A 17,497-nucleotide genomic window follows, 5' to 3' on the forward strand; every position below is an offset into this window, starting at 1 on the left:
ACGCCCGGTTACATTTCGAACCCGGAAGCTAAGCCTTTCAGCGCCGATGGTACTGCAGGGGGGACCCTGTGGGAGAGTAGGACGCCGCCGAACAACCCGCCCTTTTAGCTCAGTCGGTAGAGCGTCTCCATGGTAAGGAGAAGGTCAACGGTTCGATTCCGTTAAAGGGCTCCATCAAAGAAGGCCCCCGCCATCAGGCGGGGGCCTTTTTTGCGTTCATAATGACCGTATGACAGCCGCGCTGATTCTGATCGATCTGATGCCCCGCATCGTCGCGTTGCCGCTCGCGCCGCACTCCGGCACGGAGGTCGAGGGGCGCTGCCGGCGGCTCGCCGAGGCGTTCCGGGCGAAGGGTCTGCCGGTGGTGGTGGTTCGGGTGGAGCGGCCGAACGTCGATGAGCAGCCGCCGGGGAGCGGGCACGTGGACGGGCTGCTGCAGGCCGGTGACGTCGAGATCGTCAAGCGGACCGTGGGCGCCTTCCACGGCACCGCCCTGGACGAGCAGTTGCGGGCGCGGGGCGTGGACACCGTGGTCATGGCCGGTCTGGTGACCACCATGGGAGTGGAGTCCACGGCGCGGGCGGCTTCGGACCACGGGTACGACATCGAGTTCGTCGAGGACGCCATGTCGGGATTCGCGGCGGACGAGCACGCCTTCGCGGTGGAACGGGTCTTCCCCCGGTTCGGGGCCGTCCGTTCCACCGCCGACTACGTGTAGGACCGGGCGGCTCAGTCGCCCGTGCGCTGTTCCGGGACGCGGAAGGCAAGGATGGCCATGTCGTCCGAGGCCGGCTCGGCGGCGAAGCGCTCCACCGCACGCAGGACGCGGGAGGCCACGGCGCCCGCGGTGAGTCCCGTGCACGTGGTGAGGAGCTCGGCGAGGCCGTCGTCGCCGAGCATGCGGGTGCCCTCGCGGCGTTCGGTGACGCCGTCCGTGACGCAGAGCAGGACGTCGCCCGGCTCCAGGGTGAGGGTCTGCTCGTAGAGCTCCAGGTCCTCCAGGACGCCGAGCAGCGGCTGGGGGTCGGCGGCCGCGGTGACCTGGCCGTCGGGGCGCAGGCGCAGGGGGAGCGGGTGGCCGGCGCAGACGACCTTCATCAGGGCGCCGCCGTCGGGCTGGGGGTGGAGCTCGCCGTAGAGGAGGGTGAGGAAGCGGCTGCGGGCGCCCTCGTCGAGGATGGCCGCGTTCAGGCGCTCCAGCACGGCCGGGCCGCCCAGGCCCTCGCGGGCCAGCAGCCGCAGGGCGTGCCGGGCCAGGCCGGTGACGGCGGCCGCCTCGGGGCCCGTACCGCAGACGTCTCCGATGGCGAAGCCGTACGCGCCGTCGCGGATCGGGAAGACGTCGTAGAAGTCGCCGCCCACCTCGTTGCCCTCCCCGGCCGCGCGGTAGATGACTTCGACCTCCATGCCGGGGATGGCGGGGGAGCCGGGCGGCAGGAGGCTGCGCTGGAGGGAGCGGCTGATGGCGGTGCGCTCGGAGTAGAGACGGGCGTTGTCGAGGGCGAGGGCGGCGCGGCGGGAGAGGTCCTCGGCCAGTTCGAGGATCTCCTGGCGGAAGTGCTCCTCGCTCGGCTTGCCCAGCGTGAGCATGCCGATCACGCGGTTGCGGGCCAGCAGGGGAAGGACGACGGTCTCGCCGCCGACGGCGAGGGCGGTCTCGGCCCACGGGCGGGCGCCGGCCTCGCGGACCGGTTCGGGCGGACTGACCCGCGAGAGCAGGTCCTTGAGTCCGTCGATGCGCTCCTCGTCCTCGTGGAGCACGTACGAGAGGTAAGGGTCGGAGGACTGGTCGGCGATCGTGTAGACCGCGCACCAGGTGGCCAGGGTCGGGACGGTCATCTGGGCCATGAGGGCCAGGGTCTGGTCCCGGTCGAGGGTGCCGGCGAGCAGGTCGGAGGCTTCGACGAGGAAGGAGAGGGAGCCGCGGCGCAGTCGCTCCAACTCGCCCAGGCGGGCGGATTCCACGGCGAGGGCGATGCGGTCGGCGGCGAACTGGAGGCGCAGGGCCTCGTCGTTGTTGTAGCGGCCGGGTACTTCCGCGGCGACGCCGAGGGATCCGGTCAGGCGCCCTTCGACCTTGAGCGGGACGGTGACCACGGAGCGCATGCCGGTGGCTTCCAGGAGCGGGACGGCACCGGGGACGGCTGCGAGGTCGTCGTGGACGGCGGGCATGCGGGCGGAGCCGTACCGGTTGGTGCCGGCTTCGACGGGGACCCGGGCGAAGCGCTGGCGGGTGGAGGGCAGGCCGGTGGTGGCGCGGACCTCGAGCTCGGTCTCGTCGTCGGTGGCGAGGAGCAGGAAGGCGGCGTCGGCGTCGAGGAGGTCGCGGGCGCGTTCGACGGTGCGCTGGAGGAGCCCGTCGAGGTCGTCGGGGGCGGGGGAGCCGATGAAGATCTCGAAGGGGTCCGCGGCGCGCGGTTCGGTGAGCTGGCCGTTGTCCGCCACGGGTACCCGTACGGGGGTCTGGAGCAGGGCGCGCTCGTCGTCGTGGACGAGGAGGCAGACGGTGGAGGGCTCGCCATGGGCATCGCGTACCCGGAGGTGGGACGCGTAAACGGGGATGACCCGGCCGTCGGCTCCGCGGATGCCGTAGCTGCCCTCCCAGCGGGACAGGCGCAGGGCCTCGGCGATGCCGGTGCCGGTGCCGGGGGTCTGCGGCCAGGCGGCGAGCTCGGAGAGGGGGCGGCCGACGGCCTTGGAGGCGGGGTGGCCGAAGATGATCTCGGCGTCGTCGTTCCAGGCGGAGACGCTGTCGGTGGCGTCGATCTGGAGGACGGCGACGCGGACCCGGCTGTCGGCGAGCGGGAGCAGCTGGTCGGGGACGACGGGGCCGGCGGAGCGGGTACCGACCGGACGGTCCGGGAGGTCGAGCCGGAACCACACGTGTTTGTGGGTGGCGGTGTATTCGACGCCCCAGCGGGTGGCGAGGGCGGCGCAGAGCATCAGCCCGCGGCCGTTCTCGCGGTCGGGATCGGCGTACGGGCGCTCCCCGGGGTGCTGGAGGGGGAGCTCGCGCTCGGGGTAGCGGTCGGCGACCTCGACGCGGACCCCGTCGCCGGAGCGCAGGCACAGGACCTCGGCGCGGGTGCCGGCGTGGACCACGGCGTTGGTGACGAGCTCGCTGGTGAGGACTACGGCGTCGTCGACGATGTCCGCGAAGCCCCAGCCCTGCAGGGTGTCGCGGACGAACGCGCGGGCAGCGGCGACGGAGCGCCCTAGTGGATCGAAGCTGGCAGCCGCCCGTGCCGTGATCACAAGTCTCCTTCGACGCGGTTGGACATCGGGTGCCAGGTTACTTACCTTCGCGGGCGGCATGGTGCCGTCGTCGGGGATTCCACCCACAGGGTGCGGGCGGTGTGCGATGGTGCCGAAGTGTTATGGCCGGGTTCGGCCGGGGTGAAACACTGGGCAGGCTTGAAGAGCCGGGCAGGAACATTCGATGTCCGGTGGTACAACGGTCGACCCTTTCGGGAGGGACACGGTGGAGTCTGGCGCGGCGGTGCGGCGTACGGGAACGCGCCCCAAGGGCGGACGTTCCCGGCGGAGCGGCACGACGGAAGTCGATACTGCCGCTCTGAACCGGCTGCTCACGGCCCTGGTGTCGATGCGGGACGGCAACTTCCGCAAGCGGCTGACGGTGTCCGGCGAGGGCGTGATGGCGGAGATCGCCGCCGTCTACAACGAGGTCGCCGACCGCAATCTGCACCTGACCGGGGAGCTGTCCCGGGTCCGGCGGATGGTGGGCCGGGAGGGGAAGCTGAGCGAACGGCTGGAAACGGGTGCCTGTGAGGGTTCCTGGGCGGCCGCGATCGATGCCTCGAACCAGTTGGTGGACGATCTGGCCCGGCCGGTGTCCGAGGTGGGCCGGGTGCTGTCGGCGGTGGCCGAGGGTGACCTGGACCAGCGGATGGACCTGCGGACGCAGACCGCCGACGGGGCCGGGCATCCGCTGCGCGGGGAGTTCCTGAAGGTCGGGCGGACGGTCAACAACCTGGTCGACCAGCTGTCGGCGTTCACCGACGAGGTGACGCGGGTGGCGCTGGAGGTGGGCACCGAGGGCAAGCTCGGCGGCCAGGCCCAGGTGCGCGGAATGTCGGGTTCTTGGAAGGATCTGACCGACTCCGTCAACACGATGGCGTACCGGCTCACCGCTCAGGTGCGTGATATCGCTCTCGTCACGACGGCGGTGGCGAAGGGCGATCTGTCGCGCAAGGTCACGGTGCACGTGGCCGGAGAGATGCTCCAGCTGAAGAACACCGTCAACACGATGGTGGACCAGCTGTCCTCGTTCTCCTCCGAGGTGACCCGGGTCGCCCGCGAGGTGGGTACCGAGGGTGAGCTGGGCGGTCAGGCGAAGGTGCCCGGGGTCGCGGGCGTGTGGAAGGACCTGACCGACTCCGTCAACACGATGGCGGGCAACCTGACGGCCCAGGTGCGCGGGATCGCGCAGGTCACGACGGCCGTCGCGAACGGTGACCTGTCGCAGAAGGTCCGGGTGAGCGCGCGCGGCGAGGTCGCCCAGCTGGCCGAAACGATCAACCAGATGACCGAGACGCTACGGACCTTCGCGGACGAGGTCACGCGCGTGGCCAGCGAGGTCGGTGCGAAGGGCCTGCTCGGCGGCCAGGCGCAGGTGCCGGGGGCGGCCGGGACGTGGAAGGACCTCACCGACTCGGTGAACACGGTCTTCCGCAATCTGACCACGCAGGTGCGGGACATCGCGCAGGTGACGACGGCGGTGGCCAACGGCGACCTGTCGCAGAAGGTCACCGTCAATGTGGCCGGCGAGATGCTGGAGTTGAAGAACACCGTCAACACGATGGTGGACCAGCTCCAGTCCTTCGGTGCGGAAGTGACGCGCGTGGCCCGTGAGGTCGGCGTCGAGGGTGAACTGGGCGGCCAGGCGCAGGTGCCGGGGGCCGCGGGGACGTGGAAGGACCTCACCGACTCGGTGAACACCGCCTTCCGCAACCTCACCGGGCAGGTCCGCAACATCGCGCAGGTGACGACGGCGGTGGCCAACGGCGACCTGTCGCAGAAGGTCACCGTGGACGTCTCCGGCGAGATGCTCCAGCTGAAGAACACCGTGAACACGATGGTGGACCAGCTGTCGTCCTTCGCCGACCAGGTCACGCGGATGGCCCGGGACGTGGGTACGGAGGGCCGCCTGGGCGGCCAGGCCAGGGTGGAGGGGGTCTCGGGCACCTGGAAGGAGCTCACCGACTCCGTCAACTTCATGGCCGGCAACCTGACCTCGCAGGTGCGGCAGATCGCGCAGGTGACCACGGCGGTCGCGCGCGGTGACCTCTCCCAGAAGATCGACGTGGACGCCCGCGGCGAGATCCTGGAGCTGAAGAACACCATCAACACGATGGTCGACCAGTTGTCCGCCTTCGCGGAGCAGGTGACCCGGGTGGCCCGGGACGTGGGTACGGAAGGACGTCTCGGCGGTCAGGCGCAGGTGCCGGGCGTGGCCGGGGTGTGGCGGGACCTGACGGACTCGGTGAACGGCATGGCCGGGAACCTGACCTCGCAGGTCCGCAACATCGCTCAGGTGGCCACGGCCGTGGCCCGCGGTGACCTGTCGCAGAAGATCGACGTGGACGCCCGCGGCGAGATCCTGGAGCTGAAGAACACCCTCAACACGATGGTCGACCAGCTCTCGAACTTCGCGGAGCAGGTGACCCGCGTGGCCCGCGAGGTGGGTACCGAGGGCATCCTGGGCGGCCAGGCGGAGGTGAAGGGCGTCTCCGGCACCTGGAAGGACCTCACCCAGTCCGTCAACTTCATGGCGAACAACCTGACGTCGCAGGTGCGCAACATCGCCGAGGTGACGACGGCGGTCGCGATGGGCGATCTCTCGAAGAAGATCACGGTCGACGCCAAGGGCGAGATCCTCGAACTCGTCACCACCGTGAACACGATGGTCGACCAGCTGTCCTCCTTCGCGGAGCAGGTGACGCGGGTGGCCCGCGAGGTGGGTTCCGAGGGCATCCTGGGCGGTCAGGCCCGGGTGCGCGGGGTCACGGGCATCTGGAAGGACCTGACCGACAACGTCAACCTGATGGCCAACAACCTGACGTCGCAGGTGCGCAACATCTCCCAGGTCTCGGCGGCGGTCGCCAACGGCGACCTGACGAAGAAGGTCACCGTCGAGGCGCGCGGCGAGGTCGCGCAGCTCGCGGACACCGTCAACACGATGGTGAAGACGCTGTCGTCCTTCGCCGACGAGGTCACGCGCGTGGCCCGTGAGGTGGGTACGGAGGGCCGCCTGGGCGGCCAGGCGCACGTGCCGGGGGTTTCCGGGACGTGGAAGGACCTCACCGACTCGGTGAACTTCATGGCCTCCAACCTCACCGGCCAGGTGCGGCAGATCGCCATGGTCACGACCGCCATCGCCAAGGGCGACATGACCAAGAAGATCGACATCGACGCGCGCGGGGAGATCCTGGAGCTCAAGACCACGATCAACACGATGGTCGACCAGCTGTCCTCCTTCGCCGACCAGGTGACCCGGGTGGCCCGCGAGGTGGGCACCGAGGGCATCCTGGGCGGTCAGGCCCGGGTGCGCGACGTCGACGGGACCTGGCGGGACCTGACGGAGTCCGTGAACGAGATGGCCGGGAACCTCACCCGGCAGGTGCGCGCCATCGCGGCCGTGGCGACGGCGGTGACCCGGGGCGACCTCAATCTCAAGATCGACGTGGACGCGGCGGGCGAGATCCAGGTCCTCCAGGACAACATCAACACGATGATCGCCAACCTGCGCGACACCACCTTGGCCAACAAGGAGCAGGACTGGCTCAAGGGCAACCTCGCCCGCATCTCGGCCCTGATGCAGGGCCGGCGCGAACTCGACGACGTGGCCTCGCTGATCATGAGCGAGCTCACCCCGGTGGTGTCGGCGCAGCACGGCGCGTTCTTCCTGGCGCTGCCGGCCGGCGGCACCAACGAGATCGGGACGGAGGGGGGCGCGGACGGCTCGTACGAGCTGCGGATGCGCGGGAACTACGCGTACGCCGGTGGTCAGATGCCCACCTCCTTCCGGCCGGGGGAGGGGCTGATCGGGACCGTAGCCGAGGAGAAGCGGACGATCCTCGTCGAGAACACGCCGCCCGGCTACCTGAAGATCTCCTCCGGGCTCGGGGAGGCGCCGCCGGCGCATGTGATCGTGCTGCCGGTGCTGTTCGAGGGGAAGGTGCTCGGCGTCATCGAGCTGGCGTCCTTCCAGCCCTTCACCCAGATCCAGAAGGACTTCCTCAGCCAGATCGCCGAGATGATCGGTACGAGCGTCAACACCATCTCCGTCAACTCCAAGACGGAGATGCTGCTCAAGCAGTCGCAGGAGATGACCGAGCAGTTGCGCGAGCGCTCCGACGAGCTGGAGAACAGGCAGAAGGCGCTCCAGGCCGCCAACGCGGAGCTGGAGGAGAAGGCCGAGCTGCTGGCCCAGCAGAACCGGGACATCGAGGTGAAGAACACCGAGATCGAGGAGGCCCGGCAGGTCCTGGAGGAGCGCGCCGAGCAGCTCGCGGTCTCGATGCGGTACAAGAGCGAGTTCCTGGCGAACATGTCGCACGAGCTGCGCACCCCGCTCAACTCGCTGCTGATCCTGGCCAAGCTGCTCGCCGACAACGCGGACGGGAACCTCTCGCCGAAGCAGGTGGAGTTCGCCGAGACCATCCACGGCGCGGGTTCGGACCTGCTCCAGCTGATCAACGACATCCTCGACCTGTCGAAGGTCGAGGCCGGCAAGATGGACGTCTCGCCGACGCGGATCGCGCTGGTCCAGCTCGTCGACTACGTGGAGGCCACCTTCCGGCCGCTGACGGCGGAGAAGGGCCTGGACTTCTCGGTACGGGTCTCCCCGGAGCTGCCTGCGACCCTGCACACGGACGAGCAGCGGCTGTTGCAGGTGCTGCGCAACCTGCTGTCGAACGCGGTGAAGTTCACCGACAGCGGGGCGGTGGAGCTGGTGATCCGGCCCGCCGGGGCCGATGTGCCGCAGGCCATCCGGGAGCAGTTGCTGGAGGCGGGTTCGCTGCGCGAGGCGGATGCCGACCTGATCGCCTTCTCGGTGACGGACACCGGGATCGGGATCGCCGCGAGCAAGATGCTGGTGATCTTCGAGGCGTTCAAGCAGGCCGACGGCACGACCAGCCGCAAGTACGGCGGCACGGGTCTGGGCCTGTCCATCAGCCGGGAGATCGCCCGGCTGCTGGGCGGGGAGATCCACGCGGCGAGCGAGCCCGGCCGCGGGTCGACCTTCACGCTGTACCTGCCGCTGCACCCGAGCGAACTGCCGCCGCAGGGGTACGCACCGCCCACGCCGGGCGGCGCGCGCGGGGAGCTGTACCGCAGGTCCGCCGAGGAGGCGCGGCCCGTGCTGCCGGCCGCCCCGGTGGCGCCCGCGGTCCAGCAGGGGCAGGGGCTGGTGGCGCCGGTCGCGGATTCCCAGCCGGTCGCACTCCAGCGGGGTGCGGAGCAGGGGTCGTCGGCGCTGTTCCGGCGGCGGCGCAAGGCGCTGAGCGATCCGACGCCGCGGGCCGAGGCGCCCGGGCAGCCGGAATTGGACGCGTGGGGGCTGGAGGACCCGCTGCCGATCGTGCCGCGGACGTACGACTTCCACGGCGAGCGGGTACTGATCGTGGACGACGACGTACGCAACGTCTTCGCGCTCACCAGCGTGCTGGAACAGCACGGGCTGGCGGTGCTCTACGCGGAGAACGGGCGGGAGGGCATCGAGGTGCTGGAGCAGCACGACGACGTGGCGGTCGTGCTGATGGACATCATGATGCCGGAGATGGACGGGTACGCGACGACCTCGGCGATCCGGCGGATGCCGCAGTTCGAGGGACTGCCGATCATCGCGCTGACGGCGAAGGCGATGAAGGGGGACCGGGAGAAGGCGATCGAGTCCGGGGCCTCGGACTACGTCACCAAGCCGGTCGATCCGGACTACCTGCTGTCCGTCATGGAGGGGCACATGCGCCGAAAGTGATCACCGATAGGGCGGTGCGGGGGGATTGCGGAGGGGCCCTGCGGGGAACCTTCTGCTCTTCCACCGCGTTTCTGCTTCGTGCACAGTGACATCTTGGTGACAGGGTGTGGCGATCTCGGGACTGGGGCTACGATGACCGGCACAAGGACGGACGGCGCAAGGATGCCGTCCTCTGGGGCGGGGCCCGGCGTACAGGCCGGTGCCAGGAGCCGGGGAGGCCCCATGCCGGGGCGAGGAGGACAGGGCATGGTGCAGAAGGCCAAGATCCTCCTGGTCGACGACCGGCCGGAGAATCTGCTGGCGCTGGAGGCCATCCTCTCCGCGCTCGATCAGACACTGGTCCGGGCGTCGTCAGGGGAGGAAGCGCTCAAAGCGCTGCTGACGGACGATTTCGCGGTCATCCTGCTGGATGTGCAGATGCCGGGGATGGACGGTTTCGAGACGGCCGCGCACATCAAGCGGCGGGAGCGGACCCGGGACATCCCGATCATCTTCCTCACCGCGATCAACCACGGTCCGCACCACACCTTCCGCGGGTACGCGGCGGGCGCGGTGGACTACATCTCCAAGCCCTTCGACCCGTGGGTGCTGCGGGCCAAGGTCTCGGTCTTCGTCGAGCTGTACACCAAGAACTGCCAACTGCGGGAGCAGGCGGCGCTGCTGCGGCTCCAGCTGGAGGGCGGCGGCGCCAACGGCGAAGGCAGCAAGGAGACGGCCGGCCTGCTGGCCGAGCTCTCCGCGCGGCTCGCGGCGGTCGAGGAGCAGGCGGAGGCGCTGACCAAGCAGCTCGGCGAGGACTCGGCCGACGCGGCGGTGGTGGCGACCGCGGCCCATCTGGAGCGCAAGCTGACCGGACTGCGCCGGGCGCTCGACGCCTTGGAGCCCGGGACGGGCGGCGGCGCTCCCGTGCTGCCCGCGCAAGGCTGAGGCCTCGCGCACGGCGCTGCCCCGGTCCCTTCAGGCGTGCCCCCGGCCCCGGCTGGGGGCACGTCAGGTCTGGCGGTACGTCAGCACCCGTCACGCTGTGCACGGGCGGGGCGACACGAACGGGTGAAGGGGTGGGCACGCGTGTCCACCGGGGTGGACACCGGTAACCTCGGGCCCATGGCCTCAAGTACGTCCGGTAAGGGTTCCCAGAGCACCGCGGGCACCGCGAAGGGCCGCACCGGCCGTACTCCGGCGCCGGCGAAGAAGGCGGCTGCCGCGCGCAAGCCTCCCGCGAAGAAGGCCGCGGCCGCCAGGCGCGCTCCCGTCAAGAAGGTCGCGCCGAAGCCCGCGCCGTCCCCGACGGGGGGCGTGCTGCGGCTGGTGCGTGCCGTGTGGCTGGGCTGCGCGCACGCGGTCGGCGCGGTCTTCCGCGGGGTCGGCCGGGGTGCGAAGAACCTCGACCCCGCCCACCGCAAGGACGGCGTCGCGCTGCTGCTGCTCGCCCTCGCGCTGATCGTTGCCGCCGGAACCTGGTCGAACCTGGACGGTCCGGTCGGGGATCTGGTCACCATGCTGGTCACCGGCGCCTTCGGACGCCTCGACCTGCTCGTGCCGATCCTGCTCGGCGTCATGGCGGTACGTTTCATCCGCCATCCCGAACAGGCCGACGCCAACGGCCGCATCGGCATCGGTCTCTCCGCCCTCGTCATCGGGGTGCTGGGGCTCGTGCACATCGCCTGCGGCGCCCCTGGGCGCGACGAGGGCACCACCGCCATGCAGAACGCGGGCGGGCTCGTCGGCTGGGCCGCCTCGAAGCCGCTGATCTTCACCATGGGTGCGCCGCTGGCCGTGCCGATGCTGGTGCTGCTCACCGTCTTCGGGCTGCTGGTCGTCACCGCGACCCCGGTGAACGCCATCCCGCAGCGGCTGCGCCGCCTCGGCATCCGGCTCGGGATCGTCGCGCCGAACGAATACGACGAGGGCTACGAGGACGAGTCCGAGAGCGGCGGCGCCGAACGGCACGATCCGGAGCAGTGGCGGGCCCGTACCGGGTCGGCCTCGGGCGCCGGGCCCGGCTCCGGTTCCGGGGATCCCGCCGATGCCGCCGAGGACGAGGCCCTGTCCCGGCGGCGGCGCCCGCGGCGGTCCTCGGCCCGGCCCGCCATGGACCGGGAGATGGACGCCGTCGACGTGGCCGCGGCGGCCGCCGCCGCGCTGGACGGGGTGGTCTACGGCGGAATGCCGCCCTCCCCGCTGGTCGCCGACCTCACGCACGGCATCTCCGCCGAGCGCGGGGGCGTGGAGGTCACCGCTCCGGTGCCGCCCGCCCGTGAGGAGGCCCCGAGGGCCCCCGTCCCGCAGGTTCCCGGCCCGCAGACCCCCGCCGCGCCGGCGCCGCACGCCACCACCGCCGCGGCCTCCGGGACGCTGTCGGTGCCCGATCTGACCAAGGCCCCGGCCCAGAACCAGCCGCTGCCGCCCCGCGCCGAGCAGCTCCAGCTGCGCGGGGACATCACGTACGCCCTGCCCTCGCTGGACCTGCTGGAGCGCGGCGGGCCGGGGAAGACCCGTAGCGCCGCCAATGACGCGGTCGTCGCCTCGCTGACGAACGTCTTCACGGAGTTCAAGGTCGACGCGAAGGTCACCGGCTTCACCCGCGGCCCGACGGTCACCCGCTACGAGGTGGAACTCGGACCCGCCGTGAAGGTCGAGCGGATCACGGCGCTGGCCAAGAACATCGCGTACGCCGTGGCCTCCCCGGACGTGCGCATCATCAGCCCGATCCCGGGCAAGTCGGCCGTCGGCATCGAGATCCCGAACACCGACCGCGAGATGGTCAACCTGGGCGACGTACTGCGCCTCGCGGACGCGGCCGAGGACGACCACCCGATGCTCGTCGCGCTCGGCAAGGACGTCGAGGGCGGCTACGTCATGGCCAACCTGGCGAAGATGCCGCACGTGCTGGTCGCCGGCGCGACCGGCTCCGGCAAGTCCTCCTGCATCAACTGCCTGATCACCTCCGTCATGATCCGGGCCACCCCGGAGGACGTACGGATGGTGCTGGTCGACCCCAAGCGGGTCGAGCTGACCGCGTACGAGGGCATCCCGCACCTGATCACGCCGATCATCACCAACCCGAAGCGGGCCGCCGAGGCGCTCCAGTGGGTCGTGCGCGAGATGGACCTGCGCTACGACGACCTGGCCGCCTTCGGCTACCGGCACATCGACGACTTCAACAAGGCGATCCGGGAGGGCAAGGTCAAACTGCCGCCGGGCAGCGAGCGCGAGCTCAGCCCCTACCCGTACCTGCTGGTGATCGTCGACGAGCTAGCCGACCTGATGATGGTGGCCCCCCGGGACGTGGAGGACTCCATCGTCCGCATCACCCAGCTGGCCCGCGCGGCCGGCATCCACCTGGTGCTCGCGACCCAGCGGCCCTCGGTGGACGTGGTGACCGGCCTGATCAAGGCGAACGTGCCCTCGCGGCTCGCCTTCGCCACCTCCTCGCTCGCGGACAGCCGGGTCATCCTCGACCAGCCGGGCGCCGAGAAGCTCATCGGAAAGGGTGACGGGCTGTTCCTGCCGATGGGGGCGAACAAGCCCGTCCGCCTCCAGGGCGCCTTCGTCACCGAGGACGAGATCGCCGGGATCGTGCAGCACTGCAAGGACCAGATGGCTCCCGTCTTCCGGGAGGACGTCACGGTCGGGCAGAAGCAGAAGAAGGAGATCGACGAGGAGATCGGCGACGACCTCGACCTGCTGTGCCAGGCGGCGGAGCTGGTGGTCTCCACGCAGTTCGGGTCGACCTCGATGCTCCAGCGCAAGCTGCGGGTGGGCTTCGCCAAGGCCGGGCGGCTGATGGACCTGATGGAATCACGGGGGATCGTGGGCCCCAGCGAGGGCTCGAAGGCCCGCGACGTCATGGTCAAGGCCGACGAGCTGGACGGGGTCCTCGCCGTCATCCGCGGGGAGACCGACGGGTAGCCTGGCCGCAAAGGATGGGCGGGCAACCGTTTCCCCCGGGCCCGCGTCCAGTTGAGCAGGGCGGCGGCGCGGGGCCGCGCGGCACCACGCGCGGGGTCGGGCCGCCGCACCGGTCCGGGCGTCCCGTCGCCATTCGGATGGCGTAGGAAGTCCACCCTCCGGTTGCTCCACCCTTTCGTACCCCCCCTAGACTGGACAGCCAGCAGGTGGCTACACGCTCGAAAGGCGCCCTCGTGTCCATCGGCAACTCCAACTCCCCAGAAGAAGAGCGGCCTTCGACCGGCGACGGATCCGGCGACGGATCCGAGGACCGCATCGTCGAACGTTCCGTCGAGGGGCCGTCCATCGGGACGGCCCTGAAGAAGGCCCGGATCGCCGCCGGGCTCACCGTCGACGAGGTCAGCTCCACCACCCGCGTGCGCATCCCGATCGTGCACGCCATCGAAGAGGACGACTTCTCGCGGTGCGGCGGCGACGTCTACGCCCGCGGTCACATCCGCACGCTCGCCCGCGCCGTGCACCTCGATCCGGCACCCCTGGTCGAGAGCTACGACGCGGCCCACGGCGGCCGGCCGGCACCCACCCCCGCCGCGCCGATGTTCGATGCCGAGCGGATCCGCCCCGAGCGGCAGCGGCCCAACTGGACCGCCGCCATGGTCGCCGCCATCGTCGCCGTGATCGGCTTCGTCGGCTTCACCGCCTTCGGCAGCGGCGACGAGAAGCCCAAGCGGCCGGTGGCGGAAGGTTCCGCCTCCCCGAAGCCGGCCCCCAAGCAGTCCGGCGGGAAGCCCGTCGGCCAGGCGCAGCCCCAGCAGAACCCGCAGCAGCCGCAGGCGCCCAAGCCGGAGCCTTCGGACAGTGCCATCGCCGCCGCGCCCAAGGACCTCGTCACGGTCGTCCTGACGGCCGACACCGGCGAGAGCTGGATCTCGGCCAAGGACCACAGCGGTCGGCTGCTCTTCGACGGAACCCTCGCGCAGGGCGAGTCGAAGACCTTCACCGACAAGGACTCCATCGACCTGGTGCTCGGCGATGCCGGGGTCGTGAAGCTCTTCGTGAACGGCAAGGAGATCAAGGACCAATTCCAGTCGGGTCAGGTGGAACGCCTCACATACACCAAGGACGACCCGCGCCAGGGAGCGGCCCAGGCGGGCTGACCTGGCCTTGCCCCGGGCGCCCTCCGAGCGCCGAAGCTGTGATTCCGGATCCCCGGGGTGCCGCGCCGCACCCCGGGGATCTTGCTGTGCCGGTGCACCGGAGGGACTTGGGGGAGGGGCCGGCGCCGGGACGAAGTAGTCTTGAGCCCATGCCCGAACGCCGTACCGTCGCCCTTGTCACTCTTGGCTGCGCCCGTAACGAGGTGGACTCGGAGGAGCTCGCAGGCCGCTTGGCGGCGGATGGCTGGGAGCTCGTCGAGGACGCCGCCGATGCGGACGTGGCCGTCGTCAACACCTGCGGCTTCGTCGAAGCCGCCAAGAAGGACTCCGTAGACGCCCTGCTGGAAGCCAATGATCTGAAGGATCACGGCAAGACCCAGGCCGTCGTCGCCGTCGGCTGTATGGCCGAGCGCTACGGCAAGGAACTCGCCGAAGCGCTCCCCGAGGCCGACGGAGTCCTCGGTTTCGACGACTACGCCGACATCTCCGACCGCCTCCAGACCATCCTCAACGGCGGCATCCACGCCTCCCACACCCCGCGCGACCGGCGCAAGCTGCTGCCGATCAGCCCGGCCGCCCGCCAGGACGCCGAGGTCTCGCTCCCCGGCCACGCCCAGGAGCCGGCCACCGAGCCCGCCGAGGCCCCCGCCGACCTGCCGGACGGGCTCGCGCCCGCCTCCGGGCCGCGCGCGCCGCTGCGCCGCCGCCTCGACAAGAGCCCGGTCGCCTCGGTCAAGCTGGCCTCCGGCTGCGACCGGCGCTGCTCCTTCTGCGCCATTCCGTCCTTCCGCGGCTCGTTCATCTCCCGCCGCCCCGCCGACGTGCTGGGCGAGACGCGCTGGCTCGCCGAGCAGGGCGTCAAGGAGATCATGCTGGTCTCCGAGAACAACACCTCGTACGGCAAGGACCTCGGCGACATCCGGCTGCTGGAGACCCTGCTGCCCGAGCTGGCCGGGGTGGACGGCATCGAGCGCGTCCGCGTCAGCTACCTCCAGCCCGCCGAGATGCGGCCCGGCCTGATCGACGTACTGACCTCGACCCCCAAGGTCGTCCCGTACTTCGACCTCTCCTTCCAGCACTCGGCCCCCGACGTGCTGCGCGCCATGCGCCGCTTCGGCGACACCGACCGGTTCCTGGAACTGCTGGACACCATCCGCAGCAAGGCCCCGCAGGCCGGCGTACGGTCCAACTTCATCGTCGGCTTCCCCGGTGAGAAGGAGTCGGACTTCGCCGAGCTGGAGCGTTTCCTCACCCACGCGCGCCTCGACGCCATCGGCGTCTTCGGCTACTCGGACGAGGACGGCACCGAGGCCGTCACCTACGCGAACAAGCTGGACGAGGAGACCATCGCCGAGCGGCTCGCGCACATGCAGCGGCTCGCCGAGGAGCTCACCTCGCAGCGCGCGGAGGAGCGGATCGGGGAGACCCTGGAGGTACTCGTCGAGACCGTCGTCCCGCTGGACGAGGCGGAGGACGGCGAGGGTGCCTACGGGCGCGCCGCCCACCAGGCGCCCGAGACCGACGGCCAGGTCGTCTTCACGGACGGCACCGGTCTGGTCCCCGGACGCATCGTGACGGCCAAGGTGGTCGGCACGCTGGGCGTGGACCTCGTGGCCGAGCCCCTGGACCTGGAATTTGAGGAGGCGGCCGGATGACCGGAGTCCCGGCATCTGCGGCGGGCGGGACCGGCCGTCGGCCCGCGCCCGGCGCGAAGCTGGGCGCCGCGGCGGTCAATCAGGCCAGCCTGTGGAACATCGCCAACATCCTGACGATGATCCGGCTCGTCCTGGTGCCGGGATTCGTCCTGCTGCTGCTCGCCGACGGGGGCTACGACCCCGTCTGGCGGGCGCTGGCCTGGGCGGCGTTCGCCGTCGCCATGATCACGGACATCTTCGACGGCCATCTGGCCCGTACGTACAACCTGGTCACGGACTTCGGGAAGATCGCCGACCCCATCGCCGACAAGGCGATCATGGGGTCGGCTTTGGTGTGTCTGTCGTGGCTCGGCGACCTGCCCTGGTGGGTGACCGGCGTGATCCTGGGGCGGGAACTCGGGATCACGCTCATGCGTTTCTGGGTCATCCGGTACGGAGTGATTCCGGCCAGCCGGGGCGGCAAGCTCAAGACCCTGGCCCAGGGGACGGCGGTCGGCATGTACGTGCTCGCGCTGACCGGACCGCTGGCCACCCTGCGCTTCTGGGTGATGGCGGTGGCCGTCGTGCTGACCGTCGTCACCGGTTTGGATTACATCCGCCAGGCCGTCGTGCTCCGGCGCAGGGGTCAGGACGCGGAGCGAGCCGCGCAGTGACGCACGGGGCGGGGGGTTCTGCGGTGGCTGGTGGGGCGGTGTGGAATGTGCCGGGCCCCGAAGAGGTCGCCGCGGACGTCCTGCGCCTCCTCGCGGAGAGTGACGAGACGCTCGCTGTGGCGGAGTCGCTGACCGGCGGGATGGTGGCGGCCGCGCTGACGGCCGTCCCCGGTGCCTCGCGGTCCTTCCGCGGCTCGGTCACGGCGTACGCGACGGAGCTCAAGCACCGGGTGCTGGGAGTGGACGCCGCACTGCTGGCGGCCGAAGGCGCGGTGAACGCGCAGGTCGCGGAGGAGATGGCGGCCGGAGTGCGGCGCGTACTGGGCGCCTCCTGGGGCATCGCGACGACCGGAGTGGCCGGTCCCGACCCCCAGGACGGGCAGCCGGTGGGAACGGTTTTCGTCGCCGTGGCGGGGCCGGGCGGCAGGAAATCGGCCCGGCTGAGGTTGAACGGCTCCCGCTCGGAAATCCGTAGGGAGAGTGCACGGACAGTGCTCGAACTTCTCTCGAGCGAACTCCGCGAGAATCTGCGGGGGCAGGATACGGAACAGGACGGGGGGATTTGATGTTTGCAGCCCTGAGTGAACACGACATCGCTCCCCGCACGGCCGCGGCGCGAGGCGGTACGGTGGGGCGTGAAGGTTACGGCTACACGGTCAGAGGAGGGAGCCACCGATGATTCTGCTCCGTCGCCTGCTGGGTGACGTGCTGCGTCGGCAGCGCCAGCGCCAGGGCCGTACTCTGCGCGAAGTCTCCTCGTCCGCCCGAGTTTCGCTCGGCTATCTCTCCGAGGTGGAGCGGGGGCAGAAGGAGGCATCCTCCGAGCTGCTCTCCGCGATCTGCGACGCGCTTGACGTACGGATGTCCGAGCTGATGCGCGAAGTCAGCGACGAGCTGTCGCTGGCCGAGCTGGCACAGTCGGCCGCGGCAAGCGAACCGGTGCCTGCGCCGGTCCGCCCGATGCTCAATTCGGTATCCGTGGCCTCGGTCACGGGTGGCCCGGAGCGGGTGACCATCAAGGCGCCCGTGGAAGCGGTGAATGTCGTAGCCGCGTGAGTCGCGCGATTGCGTGAGCGTGTGAGTGTGGCCGGAGCCCCGGCCGGTGCGTGATGCACCGGC

General features: G+C 70.6%; 10 protein-coding genes, 1 tRNA gene and 1 rRNA gene. 11 read left to right on the forward strand and 1 reads right to left on the reverse strand.

Features of this window, described 5'->3' with window-relative positions:
* The 3 genes from rrf to ACFWB8_RS34235 all read left to right on the forward strand — a co-directional run.
* Positions 1-93 (forward strand): 5S ribosomal RNA (gene rrf, locus ACFWB8_RS34225); the annotation flags it as partial.
* Between the two features lie 5 nt (positions 94-98).
* Positions 99-174, forward strand: a tRNA-Thr gene (locus tag ACFWB8_RS34230).
* A gap of 55 nt (positions 175-229) precedes the next feature.
* The gene (locus ACFWB8_RS34235) at positions 230-718 is read left to right on the forward strand and encodes an isochorismatase family protein (RefSeq protein WP_385236289.1); all 489 of its coding nucleotides are present in this window, start codon (positions 230-232) and stop codon (positions 716-718) included.
* Positions 719-729: 11 nt separating this feature from the next.
* Here the strand turns inward: ACFWB8_RS34235 and ACFWB8_RS34240 are convergent, their stop codons facing one another.
* Complete coding sequence (locus ACFWB8_RS34240; RefSeq protein ID WP_385236292.1) at positions 730-3,315, reverse strand: SpoIIE family protein phosphatase; 2,586 nt, start codon at positions 3,313-3,315, stop codon at positions 730-732.
* A gap of 166 nt (positions 3,316-3,481) precedes the next feature.
* On the opposite strand from ACFWB8_RS34240, the gene ACFWB8_RS34245 reads away from it, so the two are divergent.
* From ACFWB8_RS34245 to ACFWB8_RS34280, 8 genes are all read left to right on the forward strand, one after another.
* Positions 3,482-9,001, forward strand: coding sequence for a HAMP domain-containing protein (locus tag ACFWB8_RS34245; protein ID WP_385236295.1), 5,520 nt, complete (start codon positions 3,482-3,484; stop codon positions 8,999-9,001).
* 246 nt (positions 9,002-9,247) lie between these two features.
* Complete coding sequence (locus ACFWB8_RS34250; RefSeq protein ID WP_385236299.1) at positions 9,248-9,928, forward strand: two-component system response regulator; 681 nt, start codon at positions 9,248-9,250, stop codon at positions 9,926-9,928.
* Positions 9,929-10,105: 177 nt separating this feature from the next.
* Complete coding sequence (locus ACFWB8_RS34255) at positions 10,106-12,913, forward strand: DNA translocase FtsK (protein ID WP_385236302.1); 2,808 nt, start codon at positions 10,106-10,108, stop codon at positions 12,911-12,913.
* A gap of 233 nt (positions 12,914-13,146) precedes the next feature.
* Complete coding sequence (locus tag ACFWB8_RS34260) at positions 13,147-14,070, forward strand: helix-turn-helix domain-containing protein (RefSeq protein WP_385236305.1); 924 nt, start codon at positions 13,147-13,149, stop codon at positions 14,068-14,070.
* A gap of 149 nt (positions 14,071-14,219) precedes the next feature.
* Positions 14,220-15,725 (forward strand): 30S ribosomal protein S12 methylthiotransferase RimO, encoded by a 1,506-nt coding sequence (gene rimO / locus ACFWB8_RS34265; protein ID WP_385236308.1) that lies wholly within the window; start codon positions 14,220-14,222, stop codon positions 15,723-15,725.
* Complete coding sequence (gene pgsA / locus ACFWB8_RS34270; protein ID WP_385236311.1) at positions 15,722-16,378, forward strand: CDP-diacylglycerol--glycerol-3-phosphate 3-phosphatidyltransferase; 657 nt, start codon at positions 15,722-15,724, stop codon at positions 16,376-16,378. The genes rimO and pgsA overlap by 4 nt, the downstream gene beginning before the upstream one ends.
* Before the next feature lie 38 nt (positions 16,379-16,416).
* Complete coding sequence (locus tag ACFWB8_RS34275) at positions 16,417-16,944, forward strand: CinA family protein (protein ID WP_385236315.1); 528 nt, start codon at positions 16,417-16,419, stop codon at positions 16,942-16,944.
* 109 nt (positions 16,945-17,053) lie between these two features.
* Positions 17,054-17,434, forward strand: a complete 381-nt coding sequence (locus tag ACFWB8_RS34280) for a helix-turn-helix domain-containing protein (RefSeq protein WP_007266936.1) — start codon at positions 17,054-17,056, stop codon at positions 17,432-17,434.
* The last annotated feature ends 63 nt before the right edge of the window (positions 17,435-17,497 follow it).

The organism is Streptomyces sp. NPDC060031 (assembly GCF_042736805.1).
Taxonomy (GTDB): Bacteria; Actinomycetota; Actinomycetes; order Streptomycetales; family Streptomycetaceae; genus Streptomyces.

What these genes read in the sequence shown, in the direction of transcription:
- ACFWB8_RS34235 (WP_385236289.1), top strand. Translation starts at nt 230, where the DNA reads ATGACAGCCGCGCTGATTCTGATCGATCTGATGCCCCGCATCGTCGCG.
- ACFWB8_RS34240 (WP_385236292.1), bottom strand. Translation starts at nt 3,315, where the DNA reads ATGCCGCCCGCGAAGGTAAGTAACCTGGCACCCGATGTCCAACCGCGT.
- ACFWB8_RS34250 (WP_385236299.1), top strand. Translation starts at nt 9,248, where the DNA reads ATGGTGCAGAAGGCCAAGATCCTCCTGGTCGACGACCGGCCGGAGAAT.
- ACFWB8_RS34255 (WP_385236302.1), top strand. Translation starts at nt 10,106, where the DNA reads ATGGCCTCAAGTACGTCCGGTAAGGGTTCCCAGAGCACCGCGGGCACC.
- rimO (WP_385236308.1), top strand. Translation starts at nt 14,220, where the DNA reads ATGCCCGAACGCCGTACCGTCGCCCTTGTCACTCTTGGCTGCGCCCGT.
- pgsA (WP_385236311.1), top strand. Translation starts at nt 15,722, where the DNA reads ATGACCGGAGTCCCGGCATCTGCGGCGGGCGGGACCGGCCGTCGGCCC.
- ACFWB8_RS34280 (WP_007266936.1), top strand. Translation starts at nt 17,054, where the DNA reads ATGATTCTGCTCCGTCGCCTGCTGGGTGACGTGCTGCGTCGGCAGCGC.